This is a genomic window from Mailhella massiliensis, from assembly GCF_900155525.1.
In the GTDB taxonomy this organism is placed as follows: domain Bacteria; phylum Desulfobacterota; class Desulfovibrionia; order Desulfovibrionales; family Desulfovibrionaceae; genus Mailhella; species Mailhella massiliensis.
This window is the reverse complement of the sequence record NZ_LT706945.1, coordinates 56,571-73,590: the sequence shown is the minus strand read 5'-3', so window position 1 is coordinate 73,590 and position 17,020 is coordinate 56,571. Positions and strand designations below refer to the sequence as shown.

19 protein-coding genes are annotated in these 17,020 nt (G+C 61.8%); all 19 read right to left on the bottom strand.

The annotated features are described in order from the left end of the window. Window positions 1–609: 609 nt before the first annotated feature. Window positions 610–837: a hypothetical protein gene (locus CZ345_RS16515; RefSeq protein WP_144277246.1), complete on the bottom strand. Its 228-nt coding sequence runs from the start codon at window positions 835–837 to the stop codon at window positions 610–612. Between the two features lie 219 nt (window positions 838–1,056). Beyond that, window positions 1,057–1,482, bottom strand: coding sequence for a EutP/PduV family microcompartment system protein (locus CZ345_RS04855; RefSeq protein ID WP_077072067.1), 426 nt, complete (start codon window positions 1,480–1,482; stop codon window positions 1,057–1,059). Window positions 1,483–1,848: 366 nt separating this feature from the next. Further along, the gene (locus CZ345_RS04850) at window positions 1,849–2,208 is read right to left on the bottom strand and encodes a BMC domain-containing protein (protein WP_144277245.1); all 360 of its coding nucleotides are present in this window, start codon (window positions 2,206–2,208) and stop codon (window positions 1,849–1,851) included. 57 nt (window positions 2,209–2,265) lie between these two features. After that, a complete protein-coding gene (locus CZ345_RS04845) occupies window positions 2,266–2,826 on the bottom strand; it encodes a BMC domain-containing protein (RefSeq protein WP_077072066.1) in 561 nt (186 codons plus the stop codon). Window positions 2,827–2,836: 10 nt separating this feature from the next. Beyond that, window positions 2,837–4,165, bottom strand: a complete 1,329-nt coding sequence (locus CZ345_RS04840) for an SLBB domain-containing protein (RefSeq protein WP_077072065.1) — start codon at window positions 4,163–4,165, stop codon at window positions 2,837–2,839. A 157-nt stretch (window positions 4,166–4,322) separates the two neighbouring features. Then, window positions 4,323–5,432 (bottom strand): 1-propanol dehydrogenase PduQ, encoded by a 1,110-nt coding sequence (locus CZ345_RS04835; protein ID WP_077072064.1) that lies wholly within the window; start codon window positions 5,430–5,432, stop codon window positions 4,323–4,325. 205 nt (window positions 5,433–5,637) lie between these two features. Then, window positions 5,638–5,928, bottom strand: coding sequence for an ethanolamine utilization microcompartment protein EutM (eutM, locus tag CZ345_RS04830; RefSeq protein WP_077072063.1), 291 nt, complete (start codon window positions 5,926–5,928; stop codon window positions 5,638–5,640). An 82-nt stretch (window positions 5,929–6,010) separates the two neighbouring features. Further along, window positions 6,011–6,388, bottom strand: a complete 378-nt coding sequence (locus CZ345_RS04825; RefSeq protein WP_077072062.1) for a hypothetical protein — start codon at window positions 6,386–6,388, stop codon at window positions 6,011–6,013. A 2-nt stretch (window positions 6,389–6,390) separates the two neighbouring features. Beyond that, a complete protein-coding gene (locus tag CZ345_RS04820; RefSeq protein ID WP_077072061.1) occupies window positions 6,391–6,939 on the bottom strand; it encodes a BMC domain-containing protein in 549 nt (182 codons plus the stop codon). Window positions 6,940–6,946: 7 nt separating this feature from the next. After that, window positions 6,947–7,222 carry a EutN/CcmL family microcompartment protein gene (locus CZ345_RS04815; protein WP_077072060.1) on the bottom strand — a complete coding sequence of 92 codons (276 nt, stop codon included), beginning with the start codon at window positions 7,220–7,222 and terminating at the stop codon, window positions 6,947–6,949. 10 nt (window positions 7,223–7,232) lie between these two features. Continuing rightward, a complete protein-coding gene (locus CZ345_RS04810; RefSeq protein ID WP_077072059.1) occupies window positions 7,233–7,841 on the bottom strand; it encodes a hypothetical protein in 609 nt (202 codons plus the stop codon). Window positions 7,842–7,853: 12 nt separating this feature from the next. After that, complete coding sequence (gene eutJ, locus CZ345_RS04805; protein WP_077072058.1) at window positions 7,854–8,690, bottom strand: ethanolamine utilization protein EutJ; 837 nt, start codon at window positions 8,688–8,690, stop codon at window positions 7,854–7,856. Continuing rightward, window positions 8,680–9,366, bottom strand: coding sequence for a phosphate propanoyltransferase (locus CZ345_RS04800; protein ID WP_077072057.1), 687 nt, complete (start codon window positions 9,364–9,366; stop codon window positions 8,680–8,682). Before CZ345_RS04800 ends, eutJ begins: the two co-directional genes overlap by 11 nt. A 98-nt stretch (window positions 9,367–9,464) precedes the next feature. Next, window positions 9,465–9,749, bottom strand: coding sequence for a BMC domain-containing protein (locus CZ345_RS04795; RefSeq protein ID WP_077072056.1), 285 nt, complete (start codon window positions 9,747–9,749; stop codon window positions 9,465–9,467). Between the two features lie 73 nt (window positions 9,750–9,822). Then, a complete protein-coding gene (locus CZ345_RS04790) occupies window positions 9,823–11,298 on the bottom strand; it encodes an acetaldehyde dehydrogenase (acetylating) (protein ID WP_077072055.1) in 1,476 nt (491 codons plus the stop codon). 12 nt (window positions 11,299–11,310) lie between these two features. After that, complete coding sequence (locus CZ345_RS17595; protein WP_077072054.1) at window positions 11,311–11,880, bottom strand: BMC domain-containing protein; 570 nt, start codon at window positions 11,878–11,880, stop codon at window positions 11,311–11,313. Between the two features lie 18 nt (window positions 11,881–11,898). After that, window positions 11,899–12,822, bottom strand: coding sequence for a choline TMA-lyase-activating enzyme (gene cutD / locus CZ345_RS04780; RefSeq protein WP_239446617.1), 924 nt, complete (start codon window positions 12,820–12,822; stop codon window positions 11,899–11,901). 78 nt (window positions 12,823–12,900) lie between these two features. Beyond that, a complete protein-coding gene (gene cutC, locus CZ345_RS04775) occupies window positions 12,901–15,459 on the bottom strand; it encodes a choline trimethylamine-lyase (RefSeq protein ID WP_077072052.1) in 2,559 nt (852 codons plus the stop codon). Between the two features lie 28 nt (window positions 15,460–15,487). Continuing rightward, window positions 15,488–16,993: an aldehyde dehydrogenase family protein gene (locus tag CZ345_RS04770; protein ID WP_077072051.1), complete on the bottom strand. Its 1,506-nt coding sequence runs from the start codon at window positions 16,991–16,993 to the stop codon at window positions 15,488–15,490. Window positions 16,994–17,020 lie beyond the last annotated feature (27 nt).

Below are 17,020 nucleotides of genomic sequence, written 5' to 3'. Positions count from 1 at the left end.
ATGAAATAACATAGTTCAGTCCGGCAACGACTATCCCGACATGTTCCGCCATCCAAAAACTCTCAACAAGGATCTTTCGTCTCCGCATTAGGAATATAATTTATAGATATTCATATGTGGTCAGAACCGTACGCAATGGCATATGTCTCTGGAGCGGATTTTCTACAGAAAACACCCCGTTGTTGAAATCCTCCTTTCCGCAGGGCGGAACGCATGTTGTTCTCTCGGATTCCGACATCCGCTCCCGCGTACGCCGGAGACCCCGGTCATACCGTGCTTATCGGTGCACCTTGACGGCAGCCGTCTTTCTCCTCTTCTCTTCCGGCCGTGGACATACCGGATACCGATATTCGGTTTCTTGCTTCCGATAATGAGCGTTCGTGCGGATTTTGTCCATAAACTTTGCCTCCGGCACTACAGAAAAGACACCGATACTTCAAAAAAAAACAGCATATCCTGAAGGTCATATTAACATCACAAAAATGTTCAGCCCATCATTCAAACCATCTGCAGGGCGAAATACCTTTCCCCGGCATAAGGCAAACGGACTTTTTTCCTTCGGACGACTTTTCGTGAAACAGGCAGGTACTGAAGAACTGATGCTTTTTCTTACGCTTCTTTCAACAAAAGACCCGACCCGGAGCATACCTGTTCCGCAGCGTTCCATTGACTGGAGAAAATGACACAACGCAAAAATGTATGTTTTTCCTTTTCCAAAACAGAAGAGCCGCCCCGATGCAGTCGGAGCGGCTCCATTTTTGAAGGCTGTCTTTTCAGATTCCAGCAGATTGCCCGTCGCTTTTCAATATGCAGTTCCGCTGCCGCCTGTTCGGGCATTATCCTTTCCCGCCGAAGCAGCACGAAAAAAATATTCTCCGTGTTGCCGGATACTCCGGCGACGGCACGGTCTTTCCTGTAAACGCATCGACGAACACAGACTCCCCTGCCGACGCTCAGGCAAAACAGCCTGTCTCCCCTTCCCGGGACACTTCCTCCGCCTTTGCTCTTTCCCTCGGCGGCCTTTTCATACCATGATGCCGCCCGGCAGTTTTCCGTTCAGCAGGCGAGTACGGCCGCAAGAGCCTCCATGCCCGTGCCCAGCGTCACGCTGACGCAGAACATGTCCCTCACGCCCGCATTGCGCAGAAAACGGCGTGCGCGTTCGACATTCGCTTCCGGCAGGTCGATTTTCGTAATCACGCCGATGACGCGGCGGTTGAACATGGAGGCAAAGCCCGGAGGAATCTGACAAAAGGTACGCGTGGCGTCCTGCACGAAGACGAGCACGTCGCAGTCCGCCGAAGCGGTGATGAGCGCAGGATAGAAACGGCGGTTTTCCAGAAATTCGCTGGGGGTGTTGACGAACTCACGGAAAAAATCCACGGCCAGCACCTTGCGCGGCGCGTATTCCGCCCCGGAAAGAGCGCGTATGAGCGAGCTTTTGCCCGAACGCCACTCTCCTATGAACATGGTTTTCAGCATGATTTTCCTTGTGTCCGCAGATTCCCGTACTCTTTTTCATCGACAATGTACCGGCAAAGGCATGACGCGCACCGCACCTGTATTCCTTGCCGGGGCCGCACGGCAGCCTCGGCAGGCCTATGGCGCGTTCTTGTCCCAGTGTACATGCTTTATCTGCGAGCAGGGACGCCGCGGTAAAAAACGACCTCAGGGTGAATACAGGCCGCTCCCGTTCTGGTCTGATGCGACAGCAACAAAAAAAGCGCGTTGTACGCGCTTTTCCGCCCTTCTGTCCCTTTTCTGAGCGGCCCGCCATAACCGCGGACCGCCCGCATGAAAGGTGCGCCCCCTCATGCCGGAGCTTCGCCCGTCCACGCTCCGGCCCGCTCAGGTCCGGGTCATGTCCACGGAGGCGTAATGCAGCACGCCGTCGAAGTAGGCGATAACGCTTTTCAGCGCCGATTCCACGCTGGCCACATCCCCCACAAGAAGCAGGGAACCGCCGAAACGGTCCAGAAAGCCTATGTCCACGGAACCGGCCTTGGTGGCGATGTCCGCCGCAATGATGACGCCTTCCGCCGGGGTGATGGTCAGTATGCCGAGAGCATCGCTCACGGTGTCGTCCAGCCCCAGCTTGAGGTAAATGCCCCGGTGAGGGCTGGCGATCACATGGGCGAGCGTGATCTGCTTCCCCGGAACGTATTCCTGGATGACTCGCTGTTTCGGTTCATCGCTGATTCTGCCCATGGTACCGCCTCATATATCCCGGCATGAGCGGGGAGGGCCGGGCCTCCCCGCATCACATCAGCCGAGAAGATGCTTTTTGAGATCCTCGCTGGGCGAGGGAATGACGATGTGGCTGAGCACGGGGCCGGAGCCTTCGCCTTCCACAACGGCCACGCCCGCATCCACGGAAGCCTGCACGGAGCTGACTTCCCCGGTCATGACGATGAACGCCTTGCCGCCGAGACCGGCGGCGAAACGCAGTTCGATAAGATGCACCTGGCCCGCCTTGGCCGCGGCATCGGCGGCAAGCACGCAGGCCGCCGTGGTGCAGGTTTCAATGCAGCCCAGCGCATCGATGCGGGGGCAGACGGCGGTGCCGTTCATGGCGGGTATCACGGCCTCATGAACGCTGGGAATGACGAACCAGTCCACCACCATGTCTGCGCCGATTTCACGTCCGTGGGCCACGGAACTCTTCACCGCGCCGGTATCGCCGGTAACGATGACAAGATAACGGCCCGGGCAGGTGGGGCGGGAAAGGACGAGCTGTACCTCGGCGGCCTTCACCATTTCGTCCGCGACATGCAGACCCGCGCTGATGCTGTTCAGTTCCACGCAGCCGATAGTGCGTAATTTCATCACAAGTTCCTCACGCCTTGATAGTTATCATTCCGTCCGCAACGGACTCCACCACGCCGTCGATGCTGGCATGCACCCTCGCGCCCATGGCTTTTTCAGGAATCTCCCCGATGAGATCGCCGCGTTTCACACGCATACCCTCGGAAACGAGGCACACAGCGGGCGCGCCGATATGCTGGCGCAGCGGAATGCTCACTCTGGAGGGGACGATTTCTCCGGCATAGCCGGGATGCGTATCGTATTCCACAAGATCCAGACGCTGGATGAGCCGCGCGGTGGGCACGCGGCGTTCTTCACGGAAGGCGTTCGGTTCAAGCGCGCGGCCGGAGGAGGCCCACTTCACGCCCGCCTTCATCAGTTCCTTCTTGATCTGCGCGTTGACTTCGCGCGGGGAAATCATCATGGGGCAGGCGAACTTTTCGCACAGGCCGCATTCGGAGCACAGAAGCGCTTCCTTCGCCGTTTCGCTCGCCAGATCCTGCCCGGCGAATACGCGCATGAGCTTGTTGGGATGCAGGGAATGGCCGAGCATGTGCCGCGGGCACAGATCCGTACAGCGGGAGCACTGGCAGCAGATGGTGTTGGTGATCTGACGAACGCGGGCGGGATCCATGACCTTGCGGGCCACCACGTTGTGATCGGGGGGCAGCACCAGAAGGCCGCTCGTGGTCTTGGTGACCACGGCGCGGGAAACATCGGGCAGCACCTTGCCCATCATGGGACCGCCGTCCACCACGCGGTATTCCGAGATGGTCGCGCCGCCGGCAAAGGCGATGACATCGGCCACGGGAGTTCCCACGGGGGCCTTGACCACCATGGGACGGCGCACTTCGCCCGCCACGGTGAGGTAACGCTCCGTCACGGGGATGCCGTCCATGGCGCGGGCCACGTTGTACAGCGTTTCCACGTTGCTCACCACGGCGCCCACCTGAAGAGGCAGACCGCGTTCGGGCACGATGCGTCCGAGAGCTTCATACACCAGCACCTGTTCGTCGCCCGCAGGATAGAAATCCCCGAGCTCGAAGGCTTCCAGCGTACCGCTTCCCTCACGGGCGACGGCTTCGCGCACCGAAGCCATGGCCTTGACATGCTTGCCCTTCAGGCAGACCATGCCTTTCTTCGCGCCGGTGCATTCCATAACGGCCTTAAGCCCGCGAAGCATGGTATCCACCTCATGTTCCATGAGATGCGGATCGCTCATGAGCAAAGGCTCACAGGAGGCCCCGTTCACAAGAACCGTGTCCACCGTGGCGTCGGCCTTGACGTGCGTGGGCAGGCCTGCGCCGCCCGCGCCGACGACGCCGGCTTCCCGTATTCTGTCAACAATCTGATTTCCCATTTTTCTGTCCTCTGGCATGGCATGACGCCGGTCGTGCCGCCCGGGCCGTGCCCGGCGCGCAGTACATGAAAAGCGCCTTTTTTCCCGCGCATCGTTCCGGCAAGGGACAGCACGGGCACCAAATATTCTCTCCCCGTCTCACGGGGAACATCCTGTCTTACCAGGCCTGCTCGAAGAGCTGCCTGATGTCGGCCACGGAAGGACGCCGGGGATTGCTCTTCGTGCACATATCCTCCAGCGCATGGGCCGCCATGCTGTCGAGCGCGGCGGCAAAGGCGGATTCCTCCACCTTGAGTTCGCGTATGCGCGCCGGAATGCCCATGGCTTCATTCAGGCCGCGTATGGCCGTAAGCAGGCCGTTGGTCCCTTCTTCCACATTGGAATGGGGAAGCCCGATGATGCGCGCAAGCTCCCGGTAGCGGACGCCCGCATCGAAACTGTTGAAGCGGATGGCGTAGGGAAGAAGCACGGCGTTGGCCAGCCCGTGGGGAATATGGAACTGCCCGCCGAGTGCATGTGCCATGCTGTGCGTGATGCCGAGGCCGCTGTTGTTGAAGGCCATGCCCGCCATGCAGGAGCCGAGCAGCATCATTTCCCTTGCCTCCATGTCCTCCATCTGCTGATAGGCCTTGAGCAGGTAGGAGAATACATAACGTATGGCCTGTACGGCAAGGATGTCGGTAAAGGCGTTGTTGTCGCGCGAAGTATAGGCCTCCACGGCATGGGTGAGCACGTCCATGCCCGTGGCCGCCGTGACCGATGGGGGCACGGTACGCGTGAAGCGCGCGTCGAGAATGGCCACGTCGGGAATGAGCAGCTCGTCGTTCAGCGGAATCTTCACACCGTGCAGCTTGTCCGTGACCACGGAAATGGCCGTGACTTCGGAGCCCGTGCCGCTCGTGGTGGGAATGGCGGCCAGAAGCGGATGGGCAAGGCCGGGCGCGGCCTTGCGGGCGAAAAAGGCGATGGCCTTTGCCGTGTCGATGGCGGAACCGCCGCCGAGAGCCACGATGAGGTCGGCACGACTGGCCACGAATTCAACGGTGCCCTGCTTCACCGTTTCCAGAGAAGGATCGGGCTCCACGCTGGAAAAAATGCGGTGCGGGATGTCGCGCCGTTCCAGATGGCTGGTGATCTGGTCGGCGAAACCGCTCTTGACCATGAACGGGTCCGTCACCACGAAGGCGCGGGTGCAGGGCAGTTCCTCCAGGGTATCAAGGGCATACTTGCCGTAACAGATCTTTGTCTTTCCGTGGAACTGGGTCACGCTGATTCTCCGCAAAATAGGTCAGAGTCCTTCGCGCATCCGGCCGCTCTGCGTTTCCGGCACGCGCTCTTCTCTGAAACGCTTTGTCCGGGCAGAGCCTGTCCGGGGATTTTCCCCGGAAAACATGCTTCAGCCCAGGAACGTCTTTCGGACGCGCTCATCCGGGAAGGGGCACAAGCCTCTTCCCGGATGAGGGGAACAGAAACTATTCGGCCTCTTCGGGACGATGGGGCAGGATCATTTCCACTTCGCTGTGGGGGCGGGGAATGACGTGCACGCTGCGCAGTTCGCCCACGCGTTCAGCCGCGGCGGCGCCCGCGTCGGTAGCGGCCTTCACCGCGCCCACGTCGCCGCGAACCATCACGGTGACAAGGCCGCCGCCCACCTGTTCACGGCCGATAAGCGTCACGTTGGCAGCCTTGACCATGGCGTCGGCGGCTTCAATGGCGCCGACAAGGCCCCTCGTTTCAATCATGCCGAGTGCGTCAAGTTTCATGGATGATCTCCTTATGTTTTAGCTGTGGCGTGCCTTCGAGGGGCACGGCTGATTGGTCATGTCATGCGGCGCGCCGCGTGACTCAGATGTTGTCCTTGATGGTCTTGAGCGCTTCCACCGTCATGGCGCGGATGCGCGCGGGGTCGGTTTCGCCGTACTGAGTTCTCAGCATGTGCGCCACCGCCAGAGACAGACTCTCCAGACTGCCCGCGGAAGAAAGGCCGCACCCTTCCTCGGGACCGACGAAAAAGGTCTTTCCCGCTCCGCAGCCGCCGCGGCAGGGAGCCTGCGGCTGTTCCACCGGAGCCGGTTCCTCGCCGTACACGACGCTCACCTTGCGGCGGGCGAGCTCATCCTTCGCGCCCGGAGTCAGAATCCGGTTGCTGCCGACGTAGACCTTGCCGTCCTGCCGACAGATGAAAGCGTCGAGATTCTCCACACTGATCAGTTCTTTTTTCATGCTTACCTCACTGCGCCCGTCAATGCCCTTGCCAGCGACTCGGCGGGACTGGGAATGACCACGGCTTCCACAAGTCTGGACCCGAGGGCCTCGCGGGCTGCATCCACGGACTCGCGCACGGCGGCCACGTCGCCCGCGAGCACGAAGAACGCCTTGCCGGCAATGCCCTGGCCGGACACGAATTTCAGCAGCCGGACCTCGGAACGCTTCACCGCCCTGTCGGCGGCCTGAATGGCCGGGGACACGAAACGGCTTTCCACCACGCCCAGCGCTTCCCCGGGCAGCGCCGCCTCGCTTTTTTTCAGCGCGGCCGTCACCTGGGGAGAAATATGGGAAATCACAAAAGAGCCGGCGATTTTCCGCTCCGAGTCCCGGGCAAGGTTCACGGAGGTTTCCACTGCTTCACGGTCTCCCGCAACGTAGATGAGGAAACGCCCGGAACAGAGAGTTCCCGCACGCAGAAGCTCCACGTCGGCCGCCTTGACCATGAAGTCGGCAAGCTCCGCGCCGGAAGCGATGCTGGAAACTTCCACAACCCCGAGACTGTCCATACAAGCCTCACAGACCCTTTGTGATCTCTACTTCATCCAGAATGCCCACTATGGCGGCATCCATGGGAATGTCGGACGATGCAAGGGCCATGCGCGCGGAGGAACCGGTCACGACAAGCACCTGTTCGCCTATGCCCGCGCCCACGCAGTCGGCGGCCACAAGGCTTTCATGCCTGCCGCCGTCCGCAGGATCGATGCGCTGCACGACCATGAGCTTGAAGCCGTTGAGCGACTCTTCCTTCTTGGTGGCCCATACGTTGCCGATCACAATGCCTATAATCATCCTGCCCCGCCTATCCTTCCTTCACGATGCTTATGTGCAGCTCTTCCGCCTTTTCCGCCGCTAGAGGCGTGATGCTGGCTCCTGCGGGAACGACCAGGGCGCGCCGACCCTCGACTCCCGCCTTTTCCACCATGGCGGCGGTGATGAGCTTTTCCCGCACCATGGCCTTTTCGGGCACCCAGGGTCGGAAGGCCCGGAGTCCGTACCCGGCCAGCACCTTCTCATAGGCGACATATCGCTCGTACAGCGGGCCGGGAGCCGTCTCGGCAAAGGCGCGGTAGGAAAACTCCGCAATCTCCACCGCAATGCCGGAAAGAAGCAGGCCGAGCACTTCCTCCATGAGGGGAGAGGAAGCCTTCCCCGCCGCAAGGTCGGCCATGTCGGAACAGGAAAGCTCGGGCAGAATATACCGTACGGGAGTGCGCCCTCCGGTTCCTTCGCCCTGAAAAACCATGTCCGCCCCCTCCGCGTAGAACGGAGAGATGAGCGCGGCCATGCGCCGCTCGAGAGCCTCTTCGCGGGGGGCGAGAACCTTCACGCAGGCCTTCGCCCTGGCCGCCTCGGTGCGCTCCAGAACTTCCTGAACAATGGTACGAACCAGTTCCGCCATGTCCATCATGCCGTTTCTCCGCTATGCCCCGCCCTTTCCGGCCGCACAGTTGAGCGCAATGCCCAGAGGCGTGACCAGGAAGGGATTGGCGGGCTTGCACACGGTCTTGCCCGTTTCCCTGGCGATGACCTTTTCCATATCCTTCAGACAGCAGGTACCGCCTACCAGATACACTTCCGACACGTCGCGCCCGGCGATGTGTCTGTTGATGATGGAGGCCATCTTTTCAAGCACCGGCTTCACCACGGGCAGAATCTCCTTCTGGCGGGAGGGGTCCTTCTTGATCTCTTCCGCCTCTTCGAAGCTTACGCCGTAGTTGCCCGCCAGCACCAGGGAAAGATGCGTGCCCCCGGTAGGTTCGTCGGCCACATAGACCACCTTGCCGTCCCTGAGCAGGGAAAGACCGGTGGTACCGCCGCCGATGTCCACGATGGCCCCGTTCTCCACGCCGAGCACGGCGTTGGCCGCTGTGGGCTCGTCGAGAATGGAGGTGACGGTGAGCCCTGCGCTTTCCACCACATGGCGGTGCGTGGCGCATTCACGTTCGCCCGTCCCCGGAGGAACGGCGATGGCCGCGCATTCGAGTTCACGGCCGAGGCTCTCCTCAAGCTGGCGGACAAGTCTGCGCACGATGGTCGTTGCGCCGATGTAATCCACCACCAGGCCGTCGCGCACCACCTGGGCAAATTCCAGCGCGCAGCCCATGGGGCGGCCCCCGGCATCGACCACGACCACAACGATATAGGCCGTGCCGAGGTCCACGCCCACAAAGAGAGGTTCGCCGCTTTCAGGCTTTACGGCATGGCCTATGCATGCCTCAAGCTCGCCTATACGGCGGTTGACGGCCTCAATGTCCATGACGGCACCCGGACTTGCCGACGATCACGCCGTCCACGCCCTTCTTCCAGCCGGAACCGTTGCCTTCGTCGGCGTCGATGTGCATGGCGAGATTGAACTTGTCGCTCACGCGCACGAGCACGTCTTCGAACACCACGGGCCGTTCCGTGCTGAGGCGCACGCTGACCATCTCGTTGTCCGACACGCCGAAGCGGGCGGCGTCGGCGGGAGACATGTGGATGTGACGGGACGCCACGATGACGCCCTCCTCAAGCCCCACGATGCCGTGATCCGAGGCGAGAATGATGCCGGGAGAACCGGCCACGTCGCCGGACTGGCGGACCGGAGCATCCACGCCCAGGGCGCGCGCGTCGGTTTTGGAAATCTCCACCTGCGACTTGCCGCGGGAGGGACCGAGTATGGCGACGTTGTCCATGACGCCCTTGGGACCGATCAGGCGCACGCGTTCCTTGCACAGAAACTGTCCCGGCTGGGAAAGATCCCTGGCATGGGTCAGCGGCGCGCCGAACAGGGCAATGGCGTCCTTTTCACTCAGATGGACGTGACGGGCGGAAAGCTCCACGGGAATGGGCCCGTTTTCCGACGCACAGCAGGAATGGCCCGACTGGGCCGCCACCTCGCTGAGCACGCAGGAAAGAATCTGCGCCAGCACGTCTTTCATGGCTTGTTCGTTCATGTTTTCTCCGCTGCAATATCGAAGCACCCGCAGGAGCAGCCTTCACCGGCGAATGCGGCGGAGGGCCGGAAGCGCGGCCTCCGGCCCCTCCCTTTCGCTTACGCTTCCTTATGGGGAAGGATGAGTTCCACTTCGGAGTGAGGACGGGGGATGACATGCACGCTGACGAGTTCGCCGACCTTCTGAGCGGCGGCGGAACCGGCGTCCGTGGCGGCCTTCACCGCGCCCACGTCGCCGCGCACCATGACGGTGACGAGACCGCCGCCGACCTGCACGCGACCGATAAGAGTGACATTGGCGGCCTTGACCATGGCATCAGCCGCTTCAACGGCGCCGACGAGGCCCTTGGTTTCGATCATGCCCAAAGCGTTGGTGGAAGTCATGTCAATCTCCTTGAAAGGTTTTTCTCTGGTTCAGAAGGGATACGCCCGGCCGTGTTCCGGCCGCAGGCACAGATTACATTACTTTCTTGAGTTCCGCGACTATCAGCGAGGTGATGGCGTTGATGTCGATGCCGGCTCCCGCGCCGCAGGAAGCCGCGTGGGACGGGGTTTCGCTGTGGCAGCATTCATGATGGCTCTGGCAGGGGGTATTGCCAAGGTCATAGGCCACGCGACGGATGTTCAGAAGGTTCATGGGGGTCACGTTGTCGGAGGTGGCGCTTCCGCCCACCGCGCCGCAGCCCAGCGTGAAGGAGGGGAAGAGACCGGTGGTGATGCCCACGCCGCCATGGGTGGAGGGGGTGTTCACCAGAATGCGGGAAACGGGCTTCTTCAGACCGAACTCGCGGATGACCTCTTCATTGCGGGAGTGGATGGCCAGAGAGTGACCGATACCGCAGTTGTGCAGCAGGGCCTGGCACAGTTCACAGGCCTGATGCCAGTCGTTGACCACATAGAATCCCAGAAGGGCCGTAAGCTTTTCCTTGGAGAAGGGGAACTTGGGGCCCACGCCCGCTTCGTCGGAAATGAGCAGACGGGTTCCGGCGGGCACTTCGATACCGGCGATGCGCGCGATGGTCTGGGCGTCGCGGCCCACGATGGCCGGGTTCATGGAGCCGTTGCCGCGTTCCATGACGGCCTTCACCTTGGTGAGGTTCTCCCCTTCCAGGAAGAAGCCGCCCTGGGCGATGAGTTCGCGCTTCACGTCGGCGGCGATGACGGCTTCGGTGACGATGGACTGTTCCGAAGCGCAGATGGTGCCGTTGTCGAAGGTCTTGCTGGTCATGATCTTGGTCACGGCGTCCTTGATGTCGGCGCTGCGCTCGATGAAGGCGGGCACGTTGCCGGCGCCCACGCCCAGAGCGGGCGTGCCGGAGCTGTAGGCGGCCTTGACCATGCCGGGGCCGCCGGTGGCCAGAATGAGGTCGGCGATCTTCATGAGTTCGGCGCTGCCTTCCATGGTGGGCACGCTCACGCAGCTCACAAGGTCGGTGCTCACGCCGCAATTATGCAGCGCTTCCTTGATGATCTGCACGGTGCGGCCGATGCACTTCTTGGCGGCGGGGTGCGGCGTGAACACGATGGCGTTGCCGGCCTTCAGCGAAATGAGAGACTTGTAGATGACCGTGGAGGTGGGGTTGGTGGAAGGGATGATGCCCGCGATCACGCCGACGGGAACCGCGATTTCCACGATCTTGTTGACCTTGTCCTCGCGGAGTATGCCCACCGTCTTCATATCCTTGATGCAGGCGTAGACCTTCTCGCTGGCAAGCAGGTTCTTGATCTTCTTGTCCTGGGGCTTGCCGTAGCCGGTCTCTTCGTTGGCCATGACAGCCAGCGCCTCGGCCTGGGCGGCCGTGGCTTCGGAAACGGCCTTGACCACCGCGTCGATGCGTTCCTGCCCCAGCTGCGAAAACTCGACCTGGGCGGCACGGGCGGCGCGCACCAGGGAACGGGCTTCCTGGATGGACAACAAATCCTTGTCTACCATTGAACTACTCCTCTATTTTCCTGAAGCCTTCAATATGGCGGCAATCAGGGATTTTTTGTCGGCCGACGCCACGGCTTCCTCGGACATGGACAGGCCTTCCATGTTCCAGGCCATCTGGCGCAACCTGTTCAGGCTCATTCTCTTCAGTCTGGCTTCGGCTTGGGCGTTGTCCGCGCCCTCTTCCTTCACCGTACCGGAAATCTGCTGCTTTTCCTCACTCACGAAGGCCGCGCTGCGCGACTCTCCGCCCTTTGCCGGAGCTGCCGGAGGCAGGGGAGGTTCGGGCGCGGGTTCCGGCTCCGCGTCGGGGTCCAGACGCAGAATGCCGGCAAGTTCCTCATCCGGCCGGGGGATGACATGGGTGGACACAAGCTCCGCCCCGGCAATACGCAGGATGCAGGCCTTTGCCGCATCCACGGATGCCTGCACCGCGGAAACCTCGCCCGCCACGGTAATGGTCACCAGTCCGCCGGTGGCCAGGTTCTTTTCCAGAAGGCGCACATCGGCGGCCTTGAGCATGGCGTCCGCGCCCTCAATCGCCGCAAGCAGTCCTCTGGTTTCCACAAGTCCGAGTGCCAGCATGGAAAAGCCTCCTCAGGCTCAGTGCCTGATCACCGTTACCGGAAAGTCGTGACGCCTGATGATATCTTCCACCCTCGCCAGTCCGGCTTCATCCAGCGCGGGGTCGCCCTGCATGGGATATTCCCTTCCGAGCTGGGCGTACTTGTTCACGCCCATCTTGTGATAGGGCAGAAGGTCTATGCCCTTGCAGTTGCGATGGTCCTTGTAGGGAGCGAGAAAGCGCACCATGGCCTCGATGTCGCTCTCGCCGTCGTTCACGCCCCGCAGAAGCGGCACGCGCACCTTGACGTTGCAGCGGTTCTCCATGAGCCAGCGCAGGTTTTCGAGGATGAGCTCGTTGCGCACGCCGGTAAGCTGATAATGCCTGTCGGAGTTCATGTGCTTCACGTCGAAAAGGAAAAGATCCGTCACTTCCGCGGCGCGGCGCACCACTTCGGCCCGCGCGTAGCCGCAGGTTTCGATGGCGGTGTTGATGCCCCTCTCCTTGCAGGTGGTGAGCAGGTTGACGGCGGCCTCGGGCTGCATGAACACCTCGCCCCCGCCGAGCGTCACGCCGCCGCCGGAACTCTGGTAGAAGGGTCTGTCCTCTTCGATGACGTCCATGATTTCCGAAATGGTGCGGTACTCGCCGGTGACGCTTATGGCGGACTGCGGGCAGGCCTTCTCGCAGGCACGGCAGCCCACGCATTCCACTTCACGCCGGATGACGTGCAGAGAATCGGCCATGGCGTGCACCCCGGCGGGACAGGCCGCGACGCACGCGCCGCAGTTCACGCACCGGTCCTTCTTGAAAAGAATCTGGTAGGCGCGATGCTGGCCTTCCGGGTTGGAGCACCAGAGGCAGCGCAGGGGGCAGCCCTTGAAAAAGACCAGCGTCCTGATGCCGGGTCCGTCATACAGATTGTACTTCTGTATGTTGAATATCAGCGCTTTTCTTTCCACGATGAAACCGCTCCGCTCGTCTCTTGGAATCTTTGCCCGGCCTTGCGGCCGGGCTCCGCGTCACTGCCTCAGCCTGCGCTAGATGGAGCGCAGCACCGTTCTGCTGATGATTTCGTCCTGCACGTCCTTGCACAGCTCCACGAAGAAGGCGCTGTACCCGGCCACGCGGACCACCAGATCACGGTAGTTTTCCGGGTGCTGCTGGGCTTCCAGCAGCGTGTCGTTATCAAGATAGTTGAACTGCATCTCGCCGTTGCCGAGGATGCTGGCCGTGCGGATGAGCGTCACGATGCCGTTCTCGCCTTCCGGCGTGTCGAGCAGGCCGCTCATGAGCTTGAAGTTGTGCACGAGGCCGATGTTCATGTTGTCGTTGGCCATCTTGGACACGCTCTTGATGATGGCCGTGGGTCCCTTGTAGTCCGCGCCCTGCGTGGGGCTGATGCCGTCGGACAGAGGCAGCCAGGCATGGCGGCCGTTGGCGGATGCGCCGGTGAGCTGACCGAAGGGAGTGTTGTTGGAGATGGAAAGCGTGCCGTGGCTCAGCACGGAATACAGCGTTCTGTACTTGCGGTGCTCGCGTTCGGTGAAGGCGATGAGATCGGCGGCGATGTAGTCCGCGTAGTCGTCGTCGTTGCCGTACTTGGGCGCGGCGAGGCAGTCGGCACGGAGCTGATCATAGCCCTGGAAGTCCGCCTTGAGAGCCTCGTTGAGCTGTTCGAGCGTGTACTTCTTGTCGTCGTACACCAGCTTCTTGATGGCGGCCATGGAATCCGCGTAGGTGGCAAGGCCGCTCCAGACCACGCCGGGGCCGAAGTTGTACATGGCACCGCCGGAGGATACGTCGCAGCCGTGTTCCATGCAGCCTTCGTACATGACGGACATGAGGGGCTTGGGAGCAAGCTCGCGGTGCACGCGCTGGGAAATCACGGTGGCCACGGAGGTCCACTTGGTGATGTACTTGATCTGTTCCTTCACCGCGGCGTCGAACTTCTCCCAGGTGTCGAACTGGGAAAGATCGCCGAGGTCGGGGCAGACCTTCTTGCCGTACCAGAGCGGCACGCCGTGGTTGAGCACAAGCTCGATGCAGATGGGCCACTGGGTGTAGGACGTGGAGGTCCACTGGTAGAGACGGCCCGCCTTCTGCGGTTCCACGCAGCCCATGAGGCAGTAGTCGCGGGCGTCTTCCATGGACACGCCCTTGGCGAGCATCATCTTGATGTGGGTATCGTCGAAGTGCACGGCCGGGAAGCCCATGCCGGAGCGGATGACGTCCACGATCTTGCGCAGGTACTTCTCGGGCGACTTGTTGTGCACGCGGGTGGCAAGGGAAGGCTGATAGATGCGCACATGACGCACGGCATCCATGAGCAGGTAGGTCAGCTCATTGGTGGCGTCGCGGCCTTCGCGGGTGACGCCGCCCACGCACATGTTCACGAAGGGCTGATAGCCGGCGAAGAACTTGGAACCGCCCTCACTCGTGAGCCACATCATTTCCGACATTTTGATGAGCATGCAGCCGGCCAGGTCGAAAGCCTGATATTCGGTCATGCGGCCGGATTCGATGTCGGCCTTGAAGAAGGGATACATGTACTGGTCCACGCGACCGATGGACATGCCCGTCTGGTTTTCTTCCACGGGCAGCAGGGATTCCACGGTCCACACGGCCTGAATGGCTTCCCAGAAGGTGGAGGGCGCATGCGCGGGCACGCGGGCGTTCACCTCGGATATCTTCAGAAGCTCGGCCTTGCGCACCGGATCGGATTCCTGAGCGGCGAGCTCGGCGGCGTATTCCGACAGGCGGCGGGCGTAGGTCATCACGCCTTCGGTGGTATCGATGATGGACTTGTAGAAGTAGATCTTGTCCAGATCCTCGGGGTTCTCGTAATCCAGATGTTCCAGGTGCTCGCGCGCCTCGCGCTGAATGTCGAGCATACCCTTCTTCATGAGGATGACGTCGTAGCCGGGGTTGGAGTCGCCGCCGCCGTTCAGCGCATGGTAGGAGCAGTCGGACACGAAGGATTCGCCGGAAAGTTCCCACACGCCCGCTTCGCGGTACTGCGCTTCGCAGTATTCGTCCACGGACTTGCCCTGCCAGTAGGGGAAGATTTCCTCACGCAGAATCTTCTTGTCTTCTTCGGAGATGAAGAAGGGGTCCTGCGGACGGTGGGCGATGGTGTCGAGTTCGTCGCGCAGCCAGCGCCAGGAAATATCGGGAGAGAACGCGCCCGTACGCGGCCCGCCGCAGGGGCAGCCCACGATGAGTTCGTCCTTCTGGATGACCAGCGGCGCGGTTTCGCAGCAGCGGCGGAAGGCCTTGGCGCGCAGCTCGATCTTCGGCAGGCCGGGGTTGGCCTTGTCGATTTCGGTGATCACGCGGGCGCGGTGGATGGAAATGGTGGGCACCTGCTTCAGGAAGTTGGCCTTCAGGCGCTTATGCCTTTCGGTAGGCCCGTCGGGAATGCCCGTCCCGTGGTCGCACGCGGCGGAAGGAGCGGGCGCGGCGGGAACGGCCGCAGCGGCCTTCTCAAGAAGCTCCAGAGAAACGCCTTCAAAGATCTTGCGCAGGGTTTCCCTTTCCGCAGGGGAAAGGTTCCTGGTCGCCTCCGCAATCTTGCTGGAAAAGTCGTGAAGATCCACTATACTTCCTCCGTTGGTGAAAATACCGTCATTTCTGTTCAGCGGATAGGGCCCGCACGGCCTCTCTCAGAAGCCGGCGCAGCGTTTCAAGCCTGTCTTCGTTGTCCGCCTGCGGCGGGCAGGCACAGGGAACGGTCCCTTCGGGAATCCTGTCGTGAAGGGAGCGAAGCACGTCGTCCGCGCTCCGCACGCCGTAGCCGACTCTGCGGATGTAGACGAGGTTCATGGGGGAAACATTGTCGGAAGTCATGCCGTGCCCGGCCAGACCGCTGCCCAGCGTCATGGCGGGGAAAAGTTCCGTGGTGGCGCCCATGCCGCCGAACACGGCCGGAGTGTTCACCAGAAGCCTCGCCACGGGCTTCTTCAGCGCAAACTGCCGTATGACCTCCGCGTCGCGGGAATGGATGACCAGCGTGTGGCCCGCCCGGTCGAAGAGAAGAAGCTCGATGCACTTCTCGCAGGCGTGCATCCAGTCATCCTCCACATACCAAGGCAGAACCGGAGCCAGAAGCTCCCTGTTGTACACGTCGGTATCGGAAACATATTTGCGCTCGGCAATGAGCAGTTTCGTCCCGGCGGGAGCCTCGAATCCGGCCCGGCGGGCCAGGGTGGGAGCGTCTATGCCGAGCATGTCGCGGCGGCGCCTGCCGTCGTGATGGAAGAGCACCCCGGCCAGGGCGCGGGTTTCCTTCTCGCCCATGAACCAGGCCCCTTCCGCTTCAAAGGCGCGCCGCGTCTCTTCCGCAATGCGGGCGTCCACCACCACGCACTGTTCAGCGGAAGGAGCGATGCCGCAGTCGAAGGTCTTGCTGAACACGATGTCCCGCACGGCCGCCCGCACGTCGGCGCTGCGCTCGATGAAGGCGGGCCCGTTGCCCGTGCCGCCGCAGATGAGCGGCTTGCCCGAGGCTTCCGCAGCCTCCAGCATGGCCGTCACGCCCGTGGCGAGCACCAGAGACACGGCCGGATGCCGCATGAGCTCCACCGTACCGCTCTTGGTCGTGGTGGAGAGATAGGAAATGCCCCCTTCCGGCAAACCGCAGGCGGATGCGGCGGAAATGATGAGGTCGAGAGTACGCCCCATGCAGCGTTCCGCACGCGGATGCAGGGTGAAAATGATGCAGTTGCCCGACTTTACGGCGAGCAGCGCCTTATAGATGGTGGTGGAAACGGGACTCGTGGAGGGGCACAGCGCCGCAATGACGCCGCGCGGCACGCCGACTTCCAGCACATTGCCGGAGGCGTCGCACTTCAGAGGCCCCACGCAGCGCATACCGCGCAGAGCTTCGCGCACCCTGCGGCACACAAAGAGAATTTCCGCCAGCTTGTCTTCCCTGCGGCCGTAATCCGTCTCCTCGAAGGACATGACGGCAAGGGCGCGGGCATGGGCCTCCATTTCTCCGGCCACATGTTCGACGATCTCATCCAGCCGCTCCTGAGAAAAGGCGGCCAGCTTCTTCTGCGCCTCCCTCGCGTTTTCCGCAAGGATTCTGGCGTACTGCATGGAAAGCAGGTCTTTATCGGCAATCATCATTCAGGCCCCGCTTCCGGCGGCGTCCGT